The organism is Actinomyces sp. HMSC065F12 (assembly GCF_001814535.1).
GTDB lineage: Bacteria > Actinomycetota > Actinomycetes > Actinomycetales > Actinomycetaceae > Pauljensenia > Pauljensenia radingae_A.
The window spans coordinates 94,865-111,170 of sequence record NZ_KV816946.1 but is presented as its reverse complement, the minus strand read 5'-3'; the positions used below and the strand labels follow the sequence as shown (position 1 = coordinate 111,170).

The following is a 16,306-nucleotide window of genomic DNA, read 5'->3' as shown; positions in this document are numbered from 1 at the left end:
GGGAATGTGCACCAAAGCAGGGAAGATCTAGGGGTATGTGCAACGCAGGTAGCCAGCACGTATTTCAATCAAGTCGGCGCTTTGTTCCGCGACGAGGCATCAACGAAACAGAGGAGGAAGCCTCTGGCACGTGGAGGTGAGTGAGCACCGCGGCGTGGCACAATGGAGCTTTCAGATCTTCTGTTCACTGATCGGAGTGTTATGGACGGCATCACCCAGTATCTTGACTATGTTTTTGATCAGGTTGCCGACAGGCACAACCCTCAGGTCCAGGCTACGCGCACACAGATCCACGATCAGATGAGCGAACGGGTACAGGCACTGGTTGACTCCGGCGTTGACGAGGATTCCGCACTGTCAACTGTGATCAGCCAGTTCGGCACGCCAGATGAGCTCGCAGCCTCATTCGGGCTTGAAGCGCTGTCACCCTCGACACCGAAACGCGACGTGGTTCCCGAAGAATTCACCGTGGTGGATCTGCAGTGTGCCCAGCGTGTGCTGGACTATCGCCGCGAACGAGGCCAGCGCATTGCCCTGGCGTCAGCTCTGTGTGTCATCGCATTCATCCCGATCATCGTGCTTGAACTGCTCGCAGGCCAGGACGGTGCCGTGACCGTGACACTCGCGTTGAGCATCGGCGGTGCGGCCGTGATTGTGTGCTTCGCCGTTGCGGCATACCTGTTCATTGCAGATCCGCATCGCCGTGAGTTCTCAGAGTGGAAACGGACCCGCTGGATCGCTGATGCCGAGGCTCGTGCGCATGTTCGTGAGCAGCGCGACCGCTTCACCCCTTCTTTCAGCACGATGACAGTCAGTGGAGCAACGGGGTGTGTCATCGCCACAGTCCTCATCGTATTGACAGGGTTCATTGACCCCGCCCGACTGCCCTACGCTCTGCCGATCTGTTTTGGCGTGGCAGGTGTGATCCTGACGGTTTCCATCTACGTTCTGGTGCGGGCGCAGTCATTCAGGAATGCGCTCAACCTGATCGTCCCGGACGAAACCTAGACGTCAGAGCGCGTATGCGGCAGGTACTCCCACTGCACGTCGATCACGTCCGCAAACCTTTCAATCATCGCCCAGATCGCGTCGGTGCACATTTCGACCGAATCGATCGCATCCTGACCACCTGAACAGATCGCGATCTGAACAGGCTCGTCAGCGCTTCCTGCACCGAAACGCAGCATGGAGGCTCCGCCTCCGTAGGCACCGAACCCCTCGGGCACGCCCTGAGCGGGAGTTTTGCGCGCGAATCCCTCTCTCAATGCGCGCCGCAGGTCGGCGCACACCGTCTCATCACCGTCCGTGACGGTAATGCGGACAAGCATGTTGAGCAGCTGGTTTTCATTTTCCCGGCCATAACCCCAGTCATAGTCGGGTGTCCACGGTTGAGCTGTCATGACGTGTCCTTTCCGGGTGGGGTCACCCTCGTCGATGCTTGTTTAGTCTACGTCGCCAAGGCTGCGGCGGCGGAAGAAAGCGGCGAGGATTCCGCCGGACAGATTGTGCCATACGGAGAAGACGGCTGCCGGCAAAGCGGATTCGGGAGTGAAGAACTGGGAAGCGAGGCCTGCGGCCAGACCGGAATTTTGCATGCCCACCTCAATGCAGGTGGTGCGGGCAACACGCTCTCCGCCTCCGGTGGCCCGCCCTGCGAAGTATCCCAGCACGTGTCCGAGGACGTTATGCAGCATCACGACGAGGAGGACGAACAGGCCAGCATGCACAATGCGATCAGCTGACTTACCGACAACAGCGATCAGCACGTATGAGATACCGAGGACAGACACCCACGGCAGGAACGGCAGCACTTTCTGCACGGAGCTTTCTGCCAGGCGTCGAATAATCAGGCCGGCCAGAATCGGCACAAGGACGATCTGCACAATCGTCTTCGCCATCGACCACGCGTCAACAGGCAGGTATTGGCCGGCCAGCCACTGCGTGAGCAGCGGAGTCATGATCGGGGCAAGCAGAGTCGACACGGATGTCATGGCGACGGACAATGCAACATCACCTTTGGCCAGATAGGAAATCACGTTCGACGCAGTGCCGCCCGGCGCGCATCCCACCAGGATGACGCCCACGGCAAGTTCGGGCGGAAGGCTGAATACCTTCGTCAAGACGACGGCGAGTGTGGGCATGATGACGAACTGTGCAATCACACCGACGATGATGGGGAGCGGACGCTTGACGACCAGGACAAAATCGGATGCCGTCAGCGTCAGGCCCATGCCGAACATGATGACGGCGAGCGCAATGTTGACGCCTCCTGCCAGGCGCGCCGCTGGCCCGGGAATCAGCAGCCCCATGATGAAGGCGATAATGATGATGAGCGGGAAAACGGTCGCTGCGCGGCGAGCCGATCGGTCCTCCGGATTCGGACGTGCCGATGAGTGATCCTGCTGGGAGTCGAGCACGTTGGTAGTGCTCTCATTATTGTGTTCATGGGACATAGATGTACAGTGCTCCACCGCATGCCACAGATGATTCGGCATCTCACCTTTTGGCCGAAGTGTCCATATGGCGACCACGTGCGCCACTTCCGTACACTGATCGTCATGACGAGCCGCCCGACTGACCATCCGCGCATCCGACGCCCGCGTTCTTCTTCGCGCGTGCGCGCACTCATGCGCACCGGCTGGCTGCCTGACCAGCATGGCTCGTGGATGATGGCGCTGCTGCCTTTCCTGGTCGGTGCCACGCGCGGAGGCTGGCGCCCTCTTCACCTGCTGGTTCTGGCTGCGTGGATGGTGGCGTTCATGTTGTTTTCTGCGGGAAGCTGGTGGATCCGCTCCCCCAAGCGTCAGCGTTTCGCAGCGGCCACAGGCACGTGGGCCGTAAGCACCGTCCTCCTGGGCGGAGCGTCGGTCCTGTGCGCCCCGAAACTGCTGTCGTGGGCACCGATTTTCGCACCCCTCATCGCGATCGCGCTGGTGCAGAGTCTGCGGCGGCGCCAACGGTCCATACTCGCGCGACTGTCGCAGGTATTTGCTTCTGTGTTCATGTGTCCTGTTGCGGTGGATATCTCGACCGCTTTCCGGCGCACACACTGGTTCCCCTGGCAAGGCGGCGAGCTGTGGCCTCAGGCCTGGTGCGCGTGGGCAGCGTTGGCCGGAGTGCTGGTCGGGTCCGTTCTGCATGTGCGCTGCCTGATCCGCGAGCGCGGAAACCCCACTTGGATTGTCGCCTCAGTGATCTGGCATGCTCTGACTGTCGTCGGGACTGCGTGGGCAGCTGAGGCCGGGCAGCTTCATTGGCTCGTACCCTGTGCCTTCGCGCTCGCATTCACGAGGGCGACTTTCATGCCGTGGAAGCATCAGCGCACCACGATCGCCGTGAAATACATCGGGCTGGCCGAACTGGTCGTCATGGTGGCTGTAGGAGCTTCCCTCATGGTGGCGCCTTAGCGGTGGCCTGGCGGCAGGCATCATGAGACGATGTACCTATGAGGTTTCTTGTACGTTCCCTTGCCAATCTGGTCGGAATCTGGGTGTCCACCCTGATCATCAGCTCCGTGAGTTTTGCTCCCGAAGCGTCGGTGTGGAAATCTCTGGGCACGATGATTCTGGTGGCTTTGATTTTCACGGCGGTGAACTCACTGGTTCGCCCGCTGGTCAAGGTTGTCACGTTCCCGCTGTATATCCTCACCTTCGGCTTGTTCGCACTGGTCACAAACGCGTTGATGTTCATGCTGACAGGGTGGCTCAGTGAGCAGGCGAATCTTGGTTTCACGGTTGGAGGCTTCTGGCCGGCAGTGGGTGCGGGTCTGATTACGGCTGTTATTTCCGCTCTTGTTGTCGCCGCGCTGCCACGCAGGTCAGAGTCGTAGCTATTCATCTGCAAAGATGCGGCGAGTGTTGAACAGCTGCGAGGTTGTCACAGTCTGATCGCTCAGGCGCAGTGACTGTTCGCGATGCCTGGACCATTCGCGCACTTCCGGGGGCGCCGCATACGCTGACGGATCATTCAAGGCGTCGAAGGCTTTGGTATACGGTTCCAGGCCGTGCGGCGTGATGTCCAGCCCCTCCCCGTCCAGCGGTCCGACCAGGTCGCCGTCAAAGGAAACAGTCACCGCATCGTTGACATCCATGTTTGGGGAGCCGTCAAGAGGCGGGACGATGTCGCGCGTATTCTCCATGAACAGGGTGTGGACGCCCTCGGGCATGACGTAATTTCCTGTCGGAGACCCGGCGGTCAGACTGGAGACGACGGTGTACTTGCGCGTCGTGTCCGGGTCGGCAATGAGCTGCGTATTTGTGATACCCGACTGGGAGTGTCCGACGAATTCGACGGGCTCGTCGGGTGCGATCCCCGCCATGTCCATCGCTTCAAGGGTTGCAGCACTCAGATCGTTATTATCATGGCCGACCGCCTGCAAGTTGCTGAGCATGTCCTGCGGGTTGGTCTGCCCGGGTGTCCACTTTTGCGTACCGCGCACGACGACTGACCATGATCGCTTTGTCGACCCGTCGGGCTGCGGCGTTTCATGTTTGAGGATCTCAAGCTGGCCGAACGTGTCGCTGCCGCTTTCAAGCTGACTGACGCGGCCCAACAGTTCACTACCACTGCGAGGCGTCGGTACGGTGCGGGGTAGGCGGGGAGTTGGCGCATACCTGTTGGATACGCTCACGCCGCTGGCTCGACTCGACGCATTCACCGCACTTCGCGCCGTCAACCACAGCGGCGGCATACCCGCCAATGCAGCCACACCTTTTTTCGGGATGCTCGGATCAACGACACGGATCTGCGAGGATCGCTGGGGGCGCCCCGATCCTCCCGCGTCACTGATTTGCGAGGTGGTGATTTGCAGGCCTGCCAGCGGTCCCGTCGCGCGCTGCCCGACCGTGAAGAAGAGCTGACTGGCAACGCGTGCGGCGTCAACGGTTTGAGTGCGCGGACTGCCCCACCATGCCTGCTGACCGGCATCGGGACGGAAACCGTACAGATCCCTTCTGGTGGACAGGGAATTCACTGTCGTCCCCAACGTCGCCATGTCGAATTCGACACGGTATCCCAAGGTAGGGTCGCTGCGCATCTTGCCGCTGAATTCATTCGCATACCCGTAGACTTGCCCCGCTGTCAGCCCTGTTGTCAGTGGCGAAAGCGGTGTCCACGACACTCGCCCGTCCATCAGCAGCATGCGTGCGGTGACAAAACGCTGGGCATCACCTTCTGCACTGAGATACTTCATTGCCGCTGCGGTCAGGCGGTTACTCAAAGATTCCAGACGCACAACGAGCGCACTCACAGCAGTCATCGCATCCTCCACCGCGCCGATGAGGCGGCCGGGATCGAACCCCAGCATGACGGCCGAGGACGCCATGAGCTGAATAACCATCAGACTCGCATAACAGTTCTGCGCCGTCTCTTTCGCCATCATCACGCCGAGTGCCGCTCCGATCAGCTCATCTGTGTCAACACTGGTGTGTGCGCTGGTGGTGACAACGGAGTCATAGAAACCTGGGTCTACGCTCTGCTCACTCACGCGTTCCTCCTATCCCCCAACCGGACACATCAATACGGAGTTGCGTGCCGCATCGCCCACAACCTGCTGCGCCCACATCGCATCCGTCACAACGGCGTTGAATTCCCGGCGCGCCAGGTCCGCAGTGGGTCCTTGCCAACTGGGGCATTCGATGGCGCTGAGGGTTGCGACAAGCCCATCCATGTCCTCGCTCACGCTCCACAAGCTCCTCAGTACCGCGTCGATTTCGCCGCTCATATGCTGCCTCCTTCACATCAATGACGGTGTCACGGTAGCCAGCCTCATCGCCTCGCGCGCATGCCGTGCGGCCGCCTGTGGATTGGCGAGGGGAGGCGCGCGAACCTGTGGAAAACCTCTCCGCTCCACCATTCGCACTTGACCGAGTGATTGAATACAGTGTGATCACCCCACGCGCATGACTTTTCTTCGGGAGATGACCGGATGTACGTCGATCCCACATCCAACACCAAGGCTTCGAACCTCAGGTGGATTGTGCCCTACTGCCGCCCCGACGTTCCGCGCGTCTTTGCCGCACTGGTGCTGTTCGTCGTCGACAAGATCCTGATCATGCTGGTCCCGATCCTTGCGGGAATGATCGTGGATCTCGTCATCGTTGACCGCCACCTCGATCAGCTCCTGCCCCTGTGCGGCGCGATGGTGGGTGCGACGCTTGTACGCACCTGCGCCCGCTACGGCTACCAGATGCTGATGGAACGCTTCGGACAGAACTCGATTTACCGCCTGGTGTCCGACCAGTACGAAAAACTGCATTCGCTGGATTTCACGTACTTCAACCACACGCGCACCGGCGACATCATGAACCGCCTGACCGCAGACACCGACGCAATCCGGCACTTCCTGTCGTGGGTGACCTACAACGTGGTCGACTGCGTGTGCCTGTTCATCGGCTCACTGGCCGTCATGTTCACGATCGAATGGCGCCTCGCGCTGGCCCTGCTAGCCATCACCCCGTTCCTGGCCTATTGTGCCCGCCAGCTGGCCAAACATGCACGCCCCCTCTTCCTGTCGATGCGTGAATCCCTGGCTCGTCTCAATTCGATGGTGAAGGAAAACATCGAAGGCAACCGCGTGGTCCAAGCCTTCGTGCGGGAACCTTACGAGATCCGCAAACTCGATGAGCACAACGCTGCCGTCGACCCACATGTGTGCCTGGTAGTCGACTGCTCCACAGTTGAGGATCACACGCTGCCCGGACCCGCGCACCGCGCTGATCTCAGCGTCCGTCAGCGCTCGGTAGTACCAGCAGATCGGGTGAAATGACGGGTCATTGATGCCGGAGGCTTCAGATTCGGGCGGGTACGGAACGGTGATTGTGCGATCGAAGATCTCAGCCGGATTGTCACGAGGGCGCTCTCAATGCTCGCTCAGGCCGCGATCCTCATCATCGTATGCGAAGAGCCACTGACCGGTGAGGTCGAGCCACTCCTGGCGGCATAGCTGTGGGTGCTGTTGCGCCACAGTGCGCTCCTCGAAAAACAGATGAACAGAGTCTCGTTCTGATTGTACGGTAAGGATATGGGTACTTTTCGCAAGAGTGATCAGCGACCAGGCAGGATCCTGTACGAGGTGGCCGGTCTCAAGTGGCTGGCTGACACGCCACCCCAGGCTGCGCCCGTTGTGCCGGTGAGCGATTACGGCACGACATGGCTGGAGGAACCCGAGCTGGAAACGACGCGGCCAACCAGGCAGGCTGCCGAGGATTTTGGTCGCGCACTGGCCCACACACATGCGGCCGGCGCACCGAATCTGGGTGCGCCGCCACCGGCCAAAGAGGACGCTCAGGGGTGGATGGGTCTGACGCCCCTGCCGCTCCTGTCCAAAGTCGAAGCACCCACGTCATGGGGCGAGTTTTACGCCGAATATAGAATCCGCCCGTACCTGAAAGCTCAAGCCTTCACCGCAGATGAGCGCGCCACACTCGAAGCTTTGTGCACCAGGCTTGAGAGCGGTTCCCTCGACCATGACCAACCGCGACTGGTCACAACGCCTGCGGCCCGCACGCACGGGGACCTGTGGTCGGGCAACGTGATGTGGACCCCGAACGGTGCGACGCTGATCGACCCGGCTGCCCAGGGCGGTCATGCGGAGGAAGACCTGGCGGCACTTGCCGTATTCGGCGCGCCCTTCGTGGAGCGGATCTGGGCGGCTTACGACGAGGAATCGCCCCTTGCTGACGGCTGGCGCGAACGCATTTCACTGCATCAGCTACATATGCTCGTCGTACACTGCGAGCTGTTCGGGCGCTCCTACGTGCCTGAAACCCTCGCGATCGCGCGGCACTGGGTGGGTTAAGCCGTCAATCCGTCCAGAGCGGCATCAAACTCGGCGTCGATCTCATCGTTGCGCCGATAGGTTGCCATCGACACTGCGACGCTGACCAGAAGGTTGAACACGAATCCGGGGACGATTTCGTACAGGTCGAAGATGCCGCCTGACAGGTTGCCCCACACGGCCACGGTCACGGCTCCGACGATGATGCCGGCGCATGCGCCTTGCCAGGTGAGTTTGCGCCAGTACAGGCACAGAATCACGATCGGTCCGAATGATGCACCGAAACCTGCCCACGCGAAGGCCACCAGGCCGAGGATCGTGTCCGAGGGACTCCACGCCAGCACCGCTGCCAGTACGGACACGGCGGCCACGGCCAGGCGTCCCAGTAGTACGCCGTTGGTTTCCGACAGGTCTCGTTTGGACAATGCTTTGTAGATATCCTCCACGATTGCCGAGGATGTGACCAGCAGCTGCGATGAAATCGTTGACATGATTGCCGCCAGAATGGCGGCCAGCATGAACCCGGCGATCAGGGGGTGGAACATCAGCTGTCCCAGCGTGATGAAGACGGATTCGGGATTCGGCAGCTGTGATTCGTCGTGCTGGTAGTAGGCGACGCCTGCCAGAGCAGTCATACCTGCGCCGATGACTGCCAGAGCCATCCAGCCGATGCCGATGCGACGCGCAGCCTTTGCTTGCGCGGCTGAGCGCAGCGCCATGAAACGCACGATGATGTGGGGTTGACCGAAGTAGCCCAACCCCCATGCCAGTGCGGAGATAATGCCTATCACGGCCGTCGCGCTCAGCGTCCCGCCCGATGGATGCAAAATGGTGGGATCCACGCGCTTGATGGTCTGCACCATCGGGCTGAAGCCGCCGACGTGAATAATCGCCACGGTCGGCACCAAAATGAGCGCACCCACCATCATGAGGCCCTGGACAACGTCCGTCCACGATACTGCAAGGAAGCCGCCCACCAGGGTGTAGAGCACGACGATCCCGGCCACCAGTGTCATGCCCAGGCGGTAATCCATACCGAAGGATGATTCAAAAAACGAGCCGCCGGCTACCATGCCTGATGACACGTAGAAGGTGAAGAACACCATGATGACCAGGCCGGCGACGATGCGGATCACATTGTGAGGGTCTTTGAGGCGCGAGGACACGAACGACGGCACAGTGATCGAGTTGGAGGAAACCTGACTGTATGACCTGAGCCGAGGAGCTGTGTACTTCCAGTTCAGCCATGCGCCGATCGTCAGGCCAACCGCGATCCAGCCGTTGATCAGACCTGTCGCGTAGATTGCGCCGGGCAAACCCATCAGCAGCCAGCCCGACATGTCGGATGCGCCGGCCGACAACGCTGCCACACCTGGGGACAGCGACCTGCCACCCAGCATGTAGTCGTCAAGATTGCTCGTCCGGTTGTAGGCCAGCAGGCCGAGCATAATCATGGCGACGAAATACACAATCATCGCGATAGCCTGATACGTCATTTCACTCATTATGGCCCCCTTCGGTCTCGAGGGAAAAGAACAGCATCAGGCTACGTGATGATGTGAGGTAGTCGTCTCCTAGAAGGCTCCCAGTGGGATGGCGATAACGATGACGCACAGCAACGCGACCACCGACAGGATCGTTTCCATCAGCGACCACGTTTTGAACGTCTCACCCACCGTCATGCCGAAGTATTCCTTGACCAGCCAGAACCCAGCGTCGTTGACGTGTGAGAGGAACACGGATCCGGCGCCGATGGCGAGCACCAGCAGTGCAGCGGCAACGGGTGAAATGTCGGCTGCCATAGGTGCCATGATGCCGCCAGCGGTGATCGTGGCAACTGTGGCCGAACCCGTGGCCAGACGCACGGCCACTGCCACCAGCCAGCCTGCGATCAGGATCGGCATTCCCATCTGCTCAATCCACTGGGCGATGATCTCGGCAATACCGGATTCGACCAGCGTTTCCTTGAAACCGCCGCCGGCACCGACAATGAGGAGGATGGATGCGACCGGGGCCAGCGAGGAGCCCACGATGTTGGTGACTTCCTGTGTGGTGCGGCCGCTCATGCGCCCCAGAACGACAATCGCATACAGCACGGTCAGCAGCAGCGCCACGATCGGTTCACCGACGAATGTCAGCAGTTTGAAGATGATGGAGTCCTCGTGCCCCATCATCACCATTTCGACCACGGTGCGCAGCAGCATCAAGATCACGGGCATCAAAACTACGGAGATTGCCACACCGAATGATGGGCGGTGCCCTTCGCGCTTTTCGGTTTCAGAGGCATCGCCCAGGACACTGGCGGCTTCGCGCGGCACCCACTTGACCATCACCTTCGCCGCCAGCGGGCCGGAAATGATGACTGTGGGCACAGCGACGAGGAGGCCCAGGCCGAGTGTGATGCCGATATTCGCATTCAGTGCGTCAATCGCGATGAGTGGCCCGGGGTGCGGAGGCACGAGTCCGTGCAGTGCCGACAAGCCAGCCAGTGCAGGAATCCCGACCGCTACGACCGGCAGTTTGGCGCGGCGCGCAACGAGCATGACCACTGGGATCAGCAGCACGATGCCGACTTCAAAGAACAGCGGGATACCGACGACGAAGGCGACCAGTGCCATAGCCCACGGCAAGCGGTGCGGAGCTGTCTTTTCAAGGACAGTGTCAACGATCTGGTCAGCGCCGCCTGAGTCGATCAGGAGCTTGCCGATGATGGCGCCGAATGCGATCAGGACGCCCACGCCACCGACGGTGGATCCGACGCCCTTGGTAAATGCGGTGAACGTGTCGGTCAGCGGGATGCCTGCAATCAATGCGAGGACAGCGGATCCGAGTGTCAGCGCGAGGAATGGGTGCATTTTGCGCCAGACGATCAGCACGATGATCGTGGCGATACCGGCCAGTGCCGCTACCAGCAGCTGCGCCACACTGTCCGTGTGTTGCACACCGTCCGCGGCTCCTGCCATGGGGATGAGAATCTGATTCATCGGTTTGGCCCCTTAATCAATCAGACCCTGCTCGCGCAGGGCATTCACTGTGGCATTGAAAGTCTCGTCGATATCTCCAAGGGCGGAGATCACTACGCCGTCCTCGTCACTTTCGAGGTCTTCGAGCGTGGCAAACTGTGAAGGCAGCATATTGGGCTTCATGAAGTGGTCACGGGTCGCCATGCGCTCTCGGATGACATCTTCCGGCACTGTCAGATGCACGAAAAAGACGCGTCCTTGCGATTCGCGCAGCAGGTCACGATAGCTGCGTTTCAACGCGGAGCAGGTGACGATCGTTGATTGGCCATTTCTGGCGTGATCGCTCATCCAGTCGCGTATCGAACGCAGCCACGGCCAACGGTCCTCATCGGTGAGCGGTGTGCCCGCACTCATCTTGTCGATATTCGCCTGGGGGTGGAAATCATCCGCCTCGGCTGCTGGCCATTTCAGGAAGTCGGCCATCTGCTGAGCTGCAGTGGTCTTTCCGCATCCGGCAACTCCCATGAACACCAGGTGCACTGCCTCGTTACTCATCTTCCTCCACCCCATTGTCTGTGAACAATCGTTCAGAACTAGCCTACTGATTCTACTGTTCTTGCAACGATTAAACGTGTGAATTGCGGGCAATACGTCGATTCGGTGCGATTGCGTAGAATAAGGCCATGAGCGATACGTGGTCAACTCTTTTCAATCCGGAATCCGGCTATACCGACCTTGCAGTGGACACACCCCTGTCCCCTCTGGATGGGCGCTACCGCGCAGCCGTCGCCCCTCTGGCAAACACGCTGTCTGAGGCAGCGTTGAACCGTGCGCGCGTCCATGTGGAAGTTGAATGGCTCATCTACCTGATGGACCACGAGGTTCTGCCCGGCGCTCCCACACTGACCGATGCGGAACGCGCCTATCTGCGCCGCCTGGCCGTCGATTTTGGGCCGGAAGACATTCATCGTCTCGCCCGCATCGAAGCTGAAACGCGCCACGATGTCAAAGCGGTCGAATACCTGATCAAAGAGCACTTGGATCAGGCGCCAGACGAGCTGGGAGATTCCACCTGTCTGCCGGACCTGCACGAAGTGGTCCACATTTTCTGCACCTCCGAAGACATCAACAACCTCGCGTACGCGCTGACTGTCGCCGCGGCTGTCACACACACGTGGCTACCGGCAGCCCGCCAGCTCATTGAGTCACTGCGTGCCATTGCGCGCGACGGTGCCGACGCGCCGATGCTGGCACACACCCACGGTCAGCCCGCCACTCCCGTGACAATGGGCAAGGAAATGGCGGTCTTCATTCACCGCCTGAACCGTCAGATCGACCGCATTGAGAAAGCCGAATACCTCGGGAAGATCAATGGTGCGACCGGCACGTGGGCGGCACACATGGTGGCCGTTCCCGGTGCCGACTGGCCGGCGCTCGCTCAGGGATTCGTCGAGTTCCTCGGCTTGACATGGAACCCGCTGACCACGCAGATCGAATCGCACGACTGGCAGGCCGAGCTGTACTCGGACGTCGCCCGTTTCAACCGCATCGCGCACAACCTGGCGACGGATTGCTGGTCGTACATTTCGATGGGCTACTTCCACCAGAACCTTGCTGCCCAGGGGTCTACCGGCTCGTCCACCATGCCCCACAAGGTCAACCCGATCCGCTTTGAAAACGCCGAAGCGAACCTGGAGATTTCGTGCGCGCTCTTCGACACGTTGGCGGCCACACTGGTGACATCGCGCATGCAGCGCGACCTGACGGATTCAACCACGCAGCGCAATATCGGTGTCGCTTTCGGACATTCGCTGCTGGCACTGGATAATCTGGTGCGCGGCCTGGCCGGACTGGACATCAACCGTGAGCGCATGGCTGCTGACCTGGATCAGAACTGGGCTGTGCTGGGTGAAGCCGTCCAGCAGGCGATGCGCGCTGCTTCCATTGCGGGCGCAACCGGCATGACCAACCCGTATGAGCGCCTCAAGGAGCTCACCCGCGGGCACACAGTCGGCGCCGACGAAATGCGCACATTCATCGCCGGCCTGGGATTGCCGAGTGAGGTCGAACAGCGCCTCCTGGACCTGACCCCCGCCACCTACATTGGCCAGTCCGAAAAGATGGCGGGCTGGGAGTAGTCCGTCCACGGTTTACGGCCGCCAGGCCGGGTCAGCGTCGGGTGCGCCGAAACGCGCGTACAGTGCCGAGGGTGTCGCGGTTTCCTCGCTGAATCCAACACTGGTGACGTCGCATCGCACTTCGCCTGCTGAATCCGTGACGCAGGCGCGCACCGCCACGGGAGCCAGCTCCGGGTTGTCCCATGCGCACCGCACCGCATCCTCGAGCTGTTGGCGCGCCTGATCTTCACTGTCGTCATCACACACGATGCGCATGTCAATCAGAGGTGAACGGCCGAACCCTTCGTGCACACGCACATCCAACGACAGGTGCGCTCCCATCATGTCCGGCATGCGCTCAGTCAGCCACTGCTGCACGCGGTGCCCGCGACCCGCCCGTTTCGGCGGTTTAAGAACATCCAGCGCGGCGCTGACCCCCCGCGCTCCGGCGGTGAGCACACTGATCAGCACAGGGTTGTCGATCTGTGGCAGACGGCCGCGTCGCCCTCGTCCATGCCCCTTATTGACGGGGGTGGGTGAGCCTTTTCCCTTACGCCTGCGCATGTGTCCTCCTCAACGCTGAAAAGTCGATCAATGGGTTGGGCTGCCACTGCCAGTCACTGCCCACCAGGTCAGATTCGGGTGCGTCGAGCACGACGTACTGGTCCCACGTCGGCTCTTCGACGGTTTCGAGTACGTCCTGCCACACCTCATGGAATGTGGTGTGCACGGATTCCCCCTCGCGCGGCAGGAATTCCTGCAGGCGGTCCACGCATTCCGAGGGGTATCCGTGTCGGACGACGCTGGCTCGCCGCTCCAGCAGACGCACCGTGTCGGTGTAGATCGTCGATGAATGCGCGTAGTACAGCGGCGACTGACGCGGCCGCACCAGGTTTCGGTGGATCGTCACCCGCTGGTCGGGGGTCAGTGCGGGTGTGCCGTCCAGGGCTGGAATCACGTCCTGGTCGTGAGCAATCGACACCATCGTCACATCGGGGCGAATTTTGATGCGCCGGCATGGTGATCCCATCGTCATCACGCCGCTCACGCGCATACCCGCCTCATCCGGGTCCATCGACGCCAGGGCTGCTGCCACCATGCCGCCCTGAGAGTGGCCGCAGATCAAGACGCGTTCGGCCGGCCAGTCATCCTGGTCCACACCGCTGCGTCGCATCGCTTCATGCACCGCCTTGACCGCTCCGATCCGCACGGCTGAAGGCAGGAAGAGGACTTCGCGGATATTCGATTCCGTGTCGGCAGGGTTCGGAGTCGATGTCGGGTCAAGGTGCATGGTGCCGGGGATGGCCACGATCCAGCGTCGCGCGTCGCCCTCGCCCACGCGCACCACCTTGACCATCTGCCCCATTGACCCGCAGTAGTACATGTCGTCGATGTCAGCGGCGATGTCACCCAGTGACGAGGGTGGCTGCGTTCTGCGCAGTTGCGGTGTGGGGTGGCCGGGCGGAACGGTCGGCGTACCGTCGTCACTATCGAGGATCACCGCGGTGTGAACCGCTCCGCCACGAAAATACCCGGTCGCTGTGCCAACAGTCAGTGCGATCACCATCAACGCTTCATATCCGCGTCGCGGAACCAATGGCAACATGGCGCGCGCACGCCCATCACAGTCGGTGTGCGTGGCGATCCGCGCCTTCAGATACAGTCGGCCAGCGTCGGCCACGCGGCGCGCAGCAGCGGCTCCTGCCCGCACCAAAAGCGTGTCCAGGCCCGGTTCATCGAAGAAGATCCGCTGGAAGCGTTCAAGTATTTCCGACCCCATGCGCTCGGAGGCGACCCTCAGCACTTTCTGTGCATCCTTCGGCACGAAGCGCGCATCGGAGAGCAAGTCGGCACCGGCTGCCAGAGCAATGGCCGGAATCATCGGCACAAGTTTCATGCGCACGTAGGTCGGCGGATAAGACTGCGGCACACGTTTGAGTGGATACCACCTGTCTTCGCTGCGACCCATATGTGTAGTCTGGCACGTCCCATTTATTGATGCCTGCCGAATCGTACAATGGGGTCAGGCTACGAATTCAAGGAGAATCATGCTCATTCTGATCGATCACGCCAATATTGACCTCATTCGTGAGACTCTCGATTACCTTCCCATCGACGGCGTGACTACGAACCCCACCATTCTGGCGAACGAGGGAGGCGACCCGCTGGAGGTTCTCCGTAAAATCCACTCGGTTTTGCCGGAAGGCTCGCAACTGCACGTGCAGGTCGTGTCCCATGATCGCGAATCCATGGTGGCCGAGGGGCGCGCGCTGCGTGCGGAGTTCGGCAAGCACCTGCATGTCAAGATTCCGGTCACCCATGAAGGTTTCGCCGCGATCAACATGCTGGCCTCGGAAGGTATCCCGGTCACGGCAACGGGCGTCCACTCCACCCTGCAGGGCTTCATGGCTGCTCAGGCCGGTGCGCGCTATGTTGCGCCGTATGTGAACAGGATGGATAACTTCGGTATCAACGGTGTGCGTGTAGCAACCGAAATCCATCAGATCCTGCGCACCCATCACCTGCATGCGGATGTGCTGGCCGCTTCCTTCAAGAACTCCGATCAGGTGTTGCGCCTGGTTGAGGCCGGTATCGGTGCGATCACTGCCGCTCCGTCCGTGCTGGCTGCGTTGGTGGCCAACCCGATCACGGATGTGGCGATCGCCGCTCAGGATGCTGATTTTGCCCGCCAGGTCGGCGGCGAGGAGACCTTCAGTGATCTGATTGCTCTGGCTCACCAGCGCGACCAGCAGTCGCTCAAGGTCGCGCAGCCTGAGCTGTAACCTTTTTCCTTCACGCGCGCCGTGACCGTCAGTGGTCGTGGCGCGCGTTTTACTATCGGCGCACCCCTTGACACTAATACCCCCTAGGGGTATTGTCGTGCTGGTAGACCTGAGAGGAGACCTCAATGCGCGGATACTCAGCATCAACCCAGCAGTACCTCACCCGGCTTCGCCGTATCGAAGGTCAGGTGCGCGGCGTCCAGCGCATGGTCGAGGAGCAGGACTACTGCATTGACGTACTCACGCAGATATCTGCCATTCAAAGCGCCCTTGATTCAGTCGCCCTCGGCCTCGTTCACGACCACCTGGGCCACTGTGTTCTCGACGCCGCCAAGCACTCTCACGAAGCTGGCGAAGAAAAAATCACCGAAGCGATCAACGCAATCGCACGGCTCGTCAAATCCTGAAAGGACTCATCATGGCACTCGATCGAACTGTTGAACTCTATGTCGACGGCATGACCTGTTCCCACTGCGTCGCATCCGTCACCGAAGAACTCAAAGAGGTCGAAGGCGTATCCAACGTGGAGGTCATTCTCAAGGCCAACAAGACCTCACTGATCACCGTTCACACGCAGACCGGCGTAGACGACGACGCCCTCAAAGACGCCATCAGCGAGGCCGGATACACACTGACTGAAATCAAGCGAGACTTCTAAGGAGCTAT

General features: G+C 60.7%; 18 protein-coding genes. 9 read left to right on the top strand and 9 right to left on the bottom strand.

Annotation, left to right across the window (positions count from 1 at the left end; translation table 11 throughout):
* Positions 1-201: 201 nt before the first annotated feature.
* Complete coding sequence (locus tag HMPREF2975_RS02295) at positions 202-1,008, top strand: hypothetical protein (RefSeq protein WP_141757252.1); 807 nt, start codon at positions 202-204, stop codon at positions 1,006-1,008.
* Here the strand turns inward: HMPREF2975_RS02295 and HMPREF2975_RS02290 are convergent.
* Entirely contained in the window at positions 1,005-1,400 is a 396-nt protein-coding gene (locus HMPREF2975_RS02290; protein WP_058237485.1) for a hypothetical protein, read from the bottom strand. The genes HMPREF2975_RS02295 and HMPREF2975_RS02290 overlap by 4 nt on opposite strands.
* Positions 1,401-1,442: 42 nt before the next feature.
* Positions 1,443-2,453: a bile acid:sodium symporter family protein gene (locus HMPREF2975_RS02285; protein ID WP_070725508.1), complete on the bottom strand. Its 1,011-nt coding sequence runs from the start codon at positions 2,451-2,453 to the stop codon at positions 1,443-1,445.
* A gap of 78 nt (positions 2,454-2,531) precedes the next feature.
* Between HMPREF2975_RS02285 and HMPREF2975_RS02280 the strand changes: the two genes are divergently transcribed.
* Both HMPREF2975_RS02280 and HMPREF2975_RS02275 read left to right on the top strand, forming a co-directional pair.
* Positions 2,532-3,407, top strand: coding sequence for a YwiC-like family protein (locus HMPREF2975_RS02280; RefSeq protein WP_058237487.1), 876 nt, complete (start codon positions 2,532-2,534; stop codon positions 3,405-3,407).
* 38 nt (positions 3,408-3,445) lie between these two features.
* Positions 3,446-3,829, top strand: coding sequence for a phage holin family protein (locus HMPREF2975_RS02275; RefSeq protein WP_058237488.1), 384 nt, complete (start codon positions 3,446-3,448; stop codon positions 3,827-3,829).
* Here HMPREF2975_RS02275 and HMPREF2975_RS02270 read toward each other — a convergent pair whose 3' ends face one another.
* Entirely contained in the window at positions 3,830-5,485 is a 1,656-nt protein-coding gene (locus tag HMPREF2975_RS02270) for a hypothetical protein (protein ID WP_070725505.1), read from the bottom strand.
* Positions 5,486-5,494: 9 nt separating this feature from the next.
* Positions 5,495-5,722: a hypothetical protein gene (locus tag HMPREF2975_RS02265; RefSeq protein WP_058237490.1), complete on the bottom strand. Its 228-nt coding sequence runs from the start codon at positions 5,720-5,722 to the stop codon at positions 5,495-5,497.
* 204 nt (positions 5,723-5,926) lie between these two features.
* Between HMPREF2975_RS02265 and HMPREF2975_RS02260 the strand changes: the two genes are divergently transcribed.
* Both HMPREF2975_RS02260 and HMPREF2975_RS02255 read left to right on the top strand, forming a co-directional pair.
* On the top strand, positions 5,927-6,766 hold the full coding sequence (locus HMPREF2975_RS02260) for an ABC transporter ATP-binding protein (RefSeq protein ID WP_070725503.1): 840 nt from the start codon (positions 5,927-5,929) through the stop codon (positions 6,764-6,766).
* Between the two features lie 255 nt (positions 6,767-7,021).
* Entirely contained in the window at positions 7,022-7,798 is a 777-nt protein-coding gene (locus HMPREF2975_RS02255) for a fructosamine kinase family protein (RefSeq protein WP_070725501.1), read from the top strand.
* Here HMPREF2975_RS02255 and putP read toward each other — a convergent pair.
* The 3 genes from putP to HMPREF2975_RS02240 form a co-directional block, all read right to left on the bottom strand.
* Positions 7,795-9,282 (bottom strand): sodium/proline symporter PutP, encoded by a 1,488-nt coding sequence (putP, locus tag HMPREF2975_RS02250; protein WP_070725499.1) that lies wholly within the window; start codon positions 9,280-9,282, stop codon positions 7,795-7,797. The genes HMPREF2975_RS02255 and putP overlap by 4 nt on opposite strands.
* A gap of 69 nt (positions 9,283-9,351) precedes the next feature.
* On the bottom strand, positions 9,352-10,761 hold the full coding sequence (locus HMPREF2975_RS02245; protein ID WP_070725497.1) for a GntP family permease: 1,410 nt from the start codon (positions 10,759-10,761) through the stop codon (positions 9,352-9,354).
* A 12-nt stretch (positions 10,762-10,773) separates the two neighbouring features.
* Positions 10,774-11,295, bottom strand: coding sequence for a gluconokinase (locus tag HMPREF2975_RS02240; protein WP_058237495.1), 522 nt, complete (start codon positions 11,293-11,295; stop codon positions 10,774-10,776).
* 128 nt (positions 11,296-11,423) lie between these two features.
* Between HMPREF2975_RS02240 and purB the strand changes: the two genes are divergently transcribed.
* Positions 11,424-12,878, top strand: a complete 1,455-nt coding sequence (purB, locus tag HMPREF2975_RS02235; RefSeq protein ID WP_070725496.1) for an adenylosuccinate lyase — start codon at positions 11,424-11,426, stop codon at positions 12,876-12,878.
* A 12-nt stretch (positions 12,879-12,890) separates the two neighbouring features.
* On the opposite strand, the gene HMPREF2975_RS02230 is transcribed toward purB, so the two are convergent.
* Positions 12,891-13,421: a hypothetical protein gene (locus HMPREF2975_RS02230; RefSeq protein WP_058237497.1), complete on the bottom strand. Its 531-nt coding sequence runs from the start codon at positions 13,419-13,421 to the stop codon at positions 12,891-12,893.
* Positions 13,408-14,826, bottom strand: coding sequence for an alpha/beta hydrolase family protein (locus HMPREF2975_RS02225; RefSeq protein ID WP_070725494.1), 1,419 nt, complete (start codon positions 14,824-14,826; stop codon positions 13,408-13,410). Before HMPREF2975_RS02225 ends, HMPREF2975_RS02230 begins: the two co-directional genes overlap by 14 nt.
* A gap of 79 nt (positions 14,827-14,905) precedes the next feature.
* On the opposite strand from HMPREF2975_RS02225, the gene HMPREF2975_RS02220 reads away from it, so the two are divergent.
* The 3 genes from HMPREF2975_RS02220 (at position 14,906) to HMPREF2975_RS02210 (ending at position 16,298) form a co-directional block, all read left to right on the top strand.
* The gene (locus HMPREF2975_RS02220; protein ID WP_058237499.1) at positions 14,906-15,640 is read left to right on the top strand and encodes a transaldolase family protein; all 735 of its coding nucleotides are present in this window, start codon (positions 14,906-14,908) and stop codon (positions 15,638-15,640) included.
* A gap of 125 nt (positions 15,641-15,765) precedes the next feature.
* On the top strand, positions 15,766-16,047 hold the full coding sequence (locus HMPREF2975_RS02215) for a metal-sensitive transcriptional regulator (RefSeq protein ID WP_058237500.1): 282 nt from the start codon (positions 15,766-15,768) through the stop codon (positions 16,045-16,047).
* An 11-nt stretch (positions 16,048-16,058) separates the two neighbouring features.
* Complete coding sequence (locus tag HMPREF2975_RS02210; protein ID WP_070725493.1) at positions 16,059-16,298, top strand: heavy-metal-associated domain-containing protein; 240 nt, start codon at positions 16,059-16,061, stop codon at positions 16,296-16,298.
* The last annotated feature ends 8 nt before the right edge of the window (positions 16,299-16,306 follow it).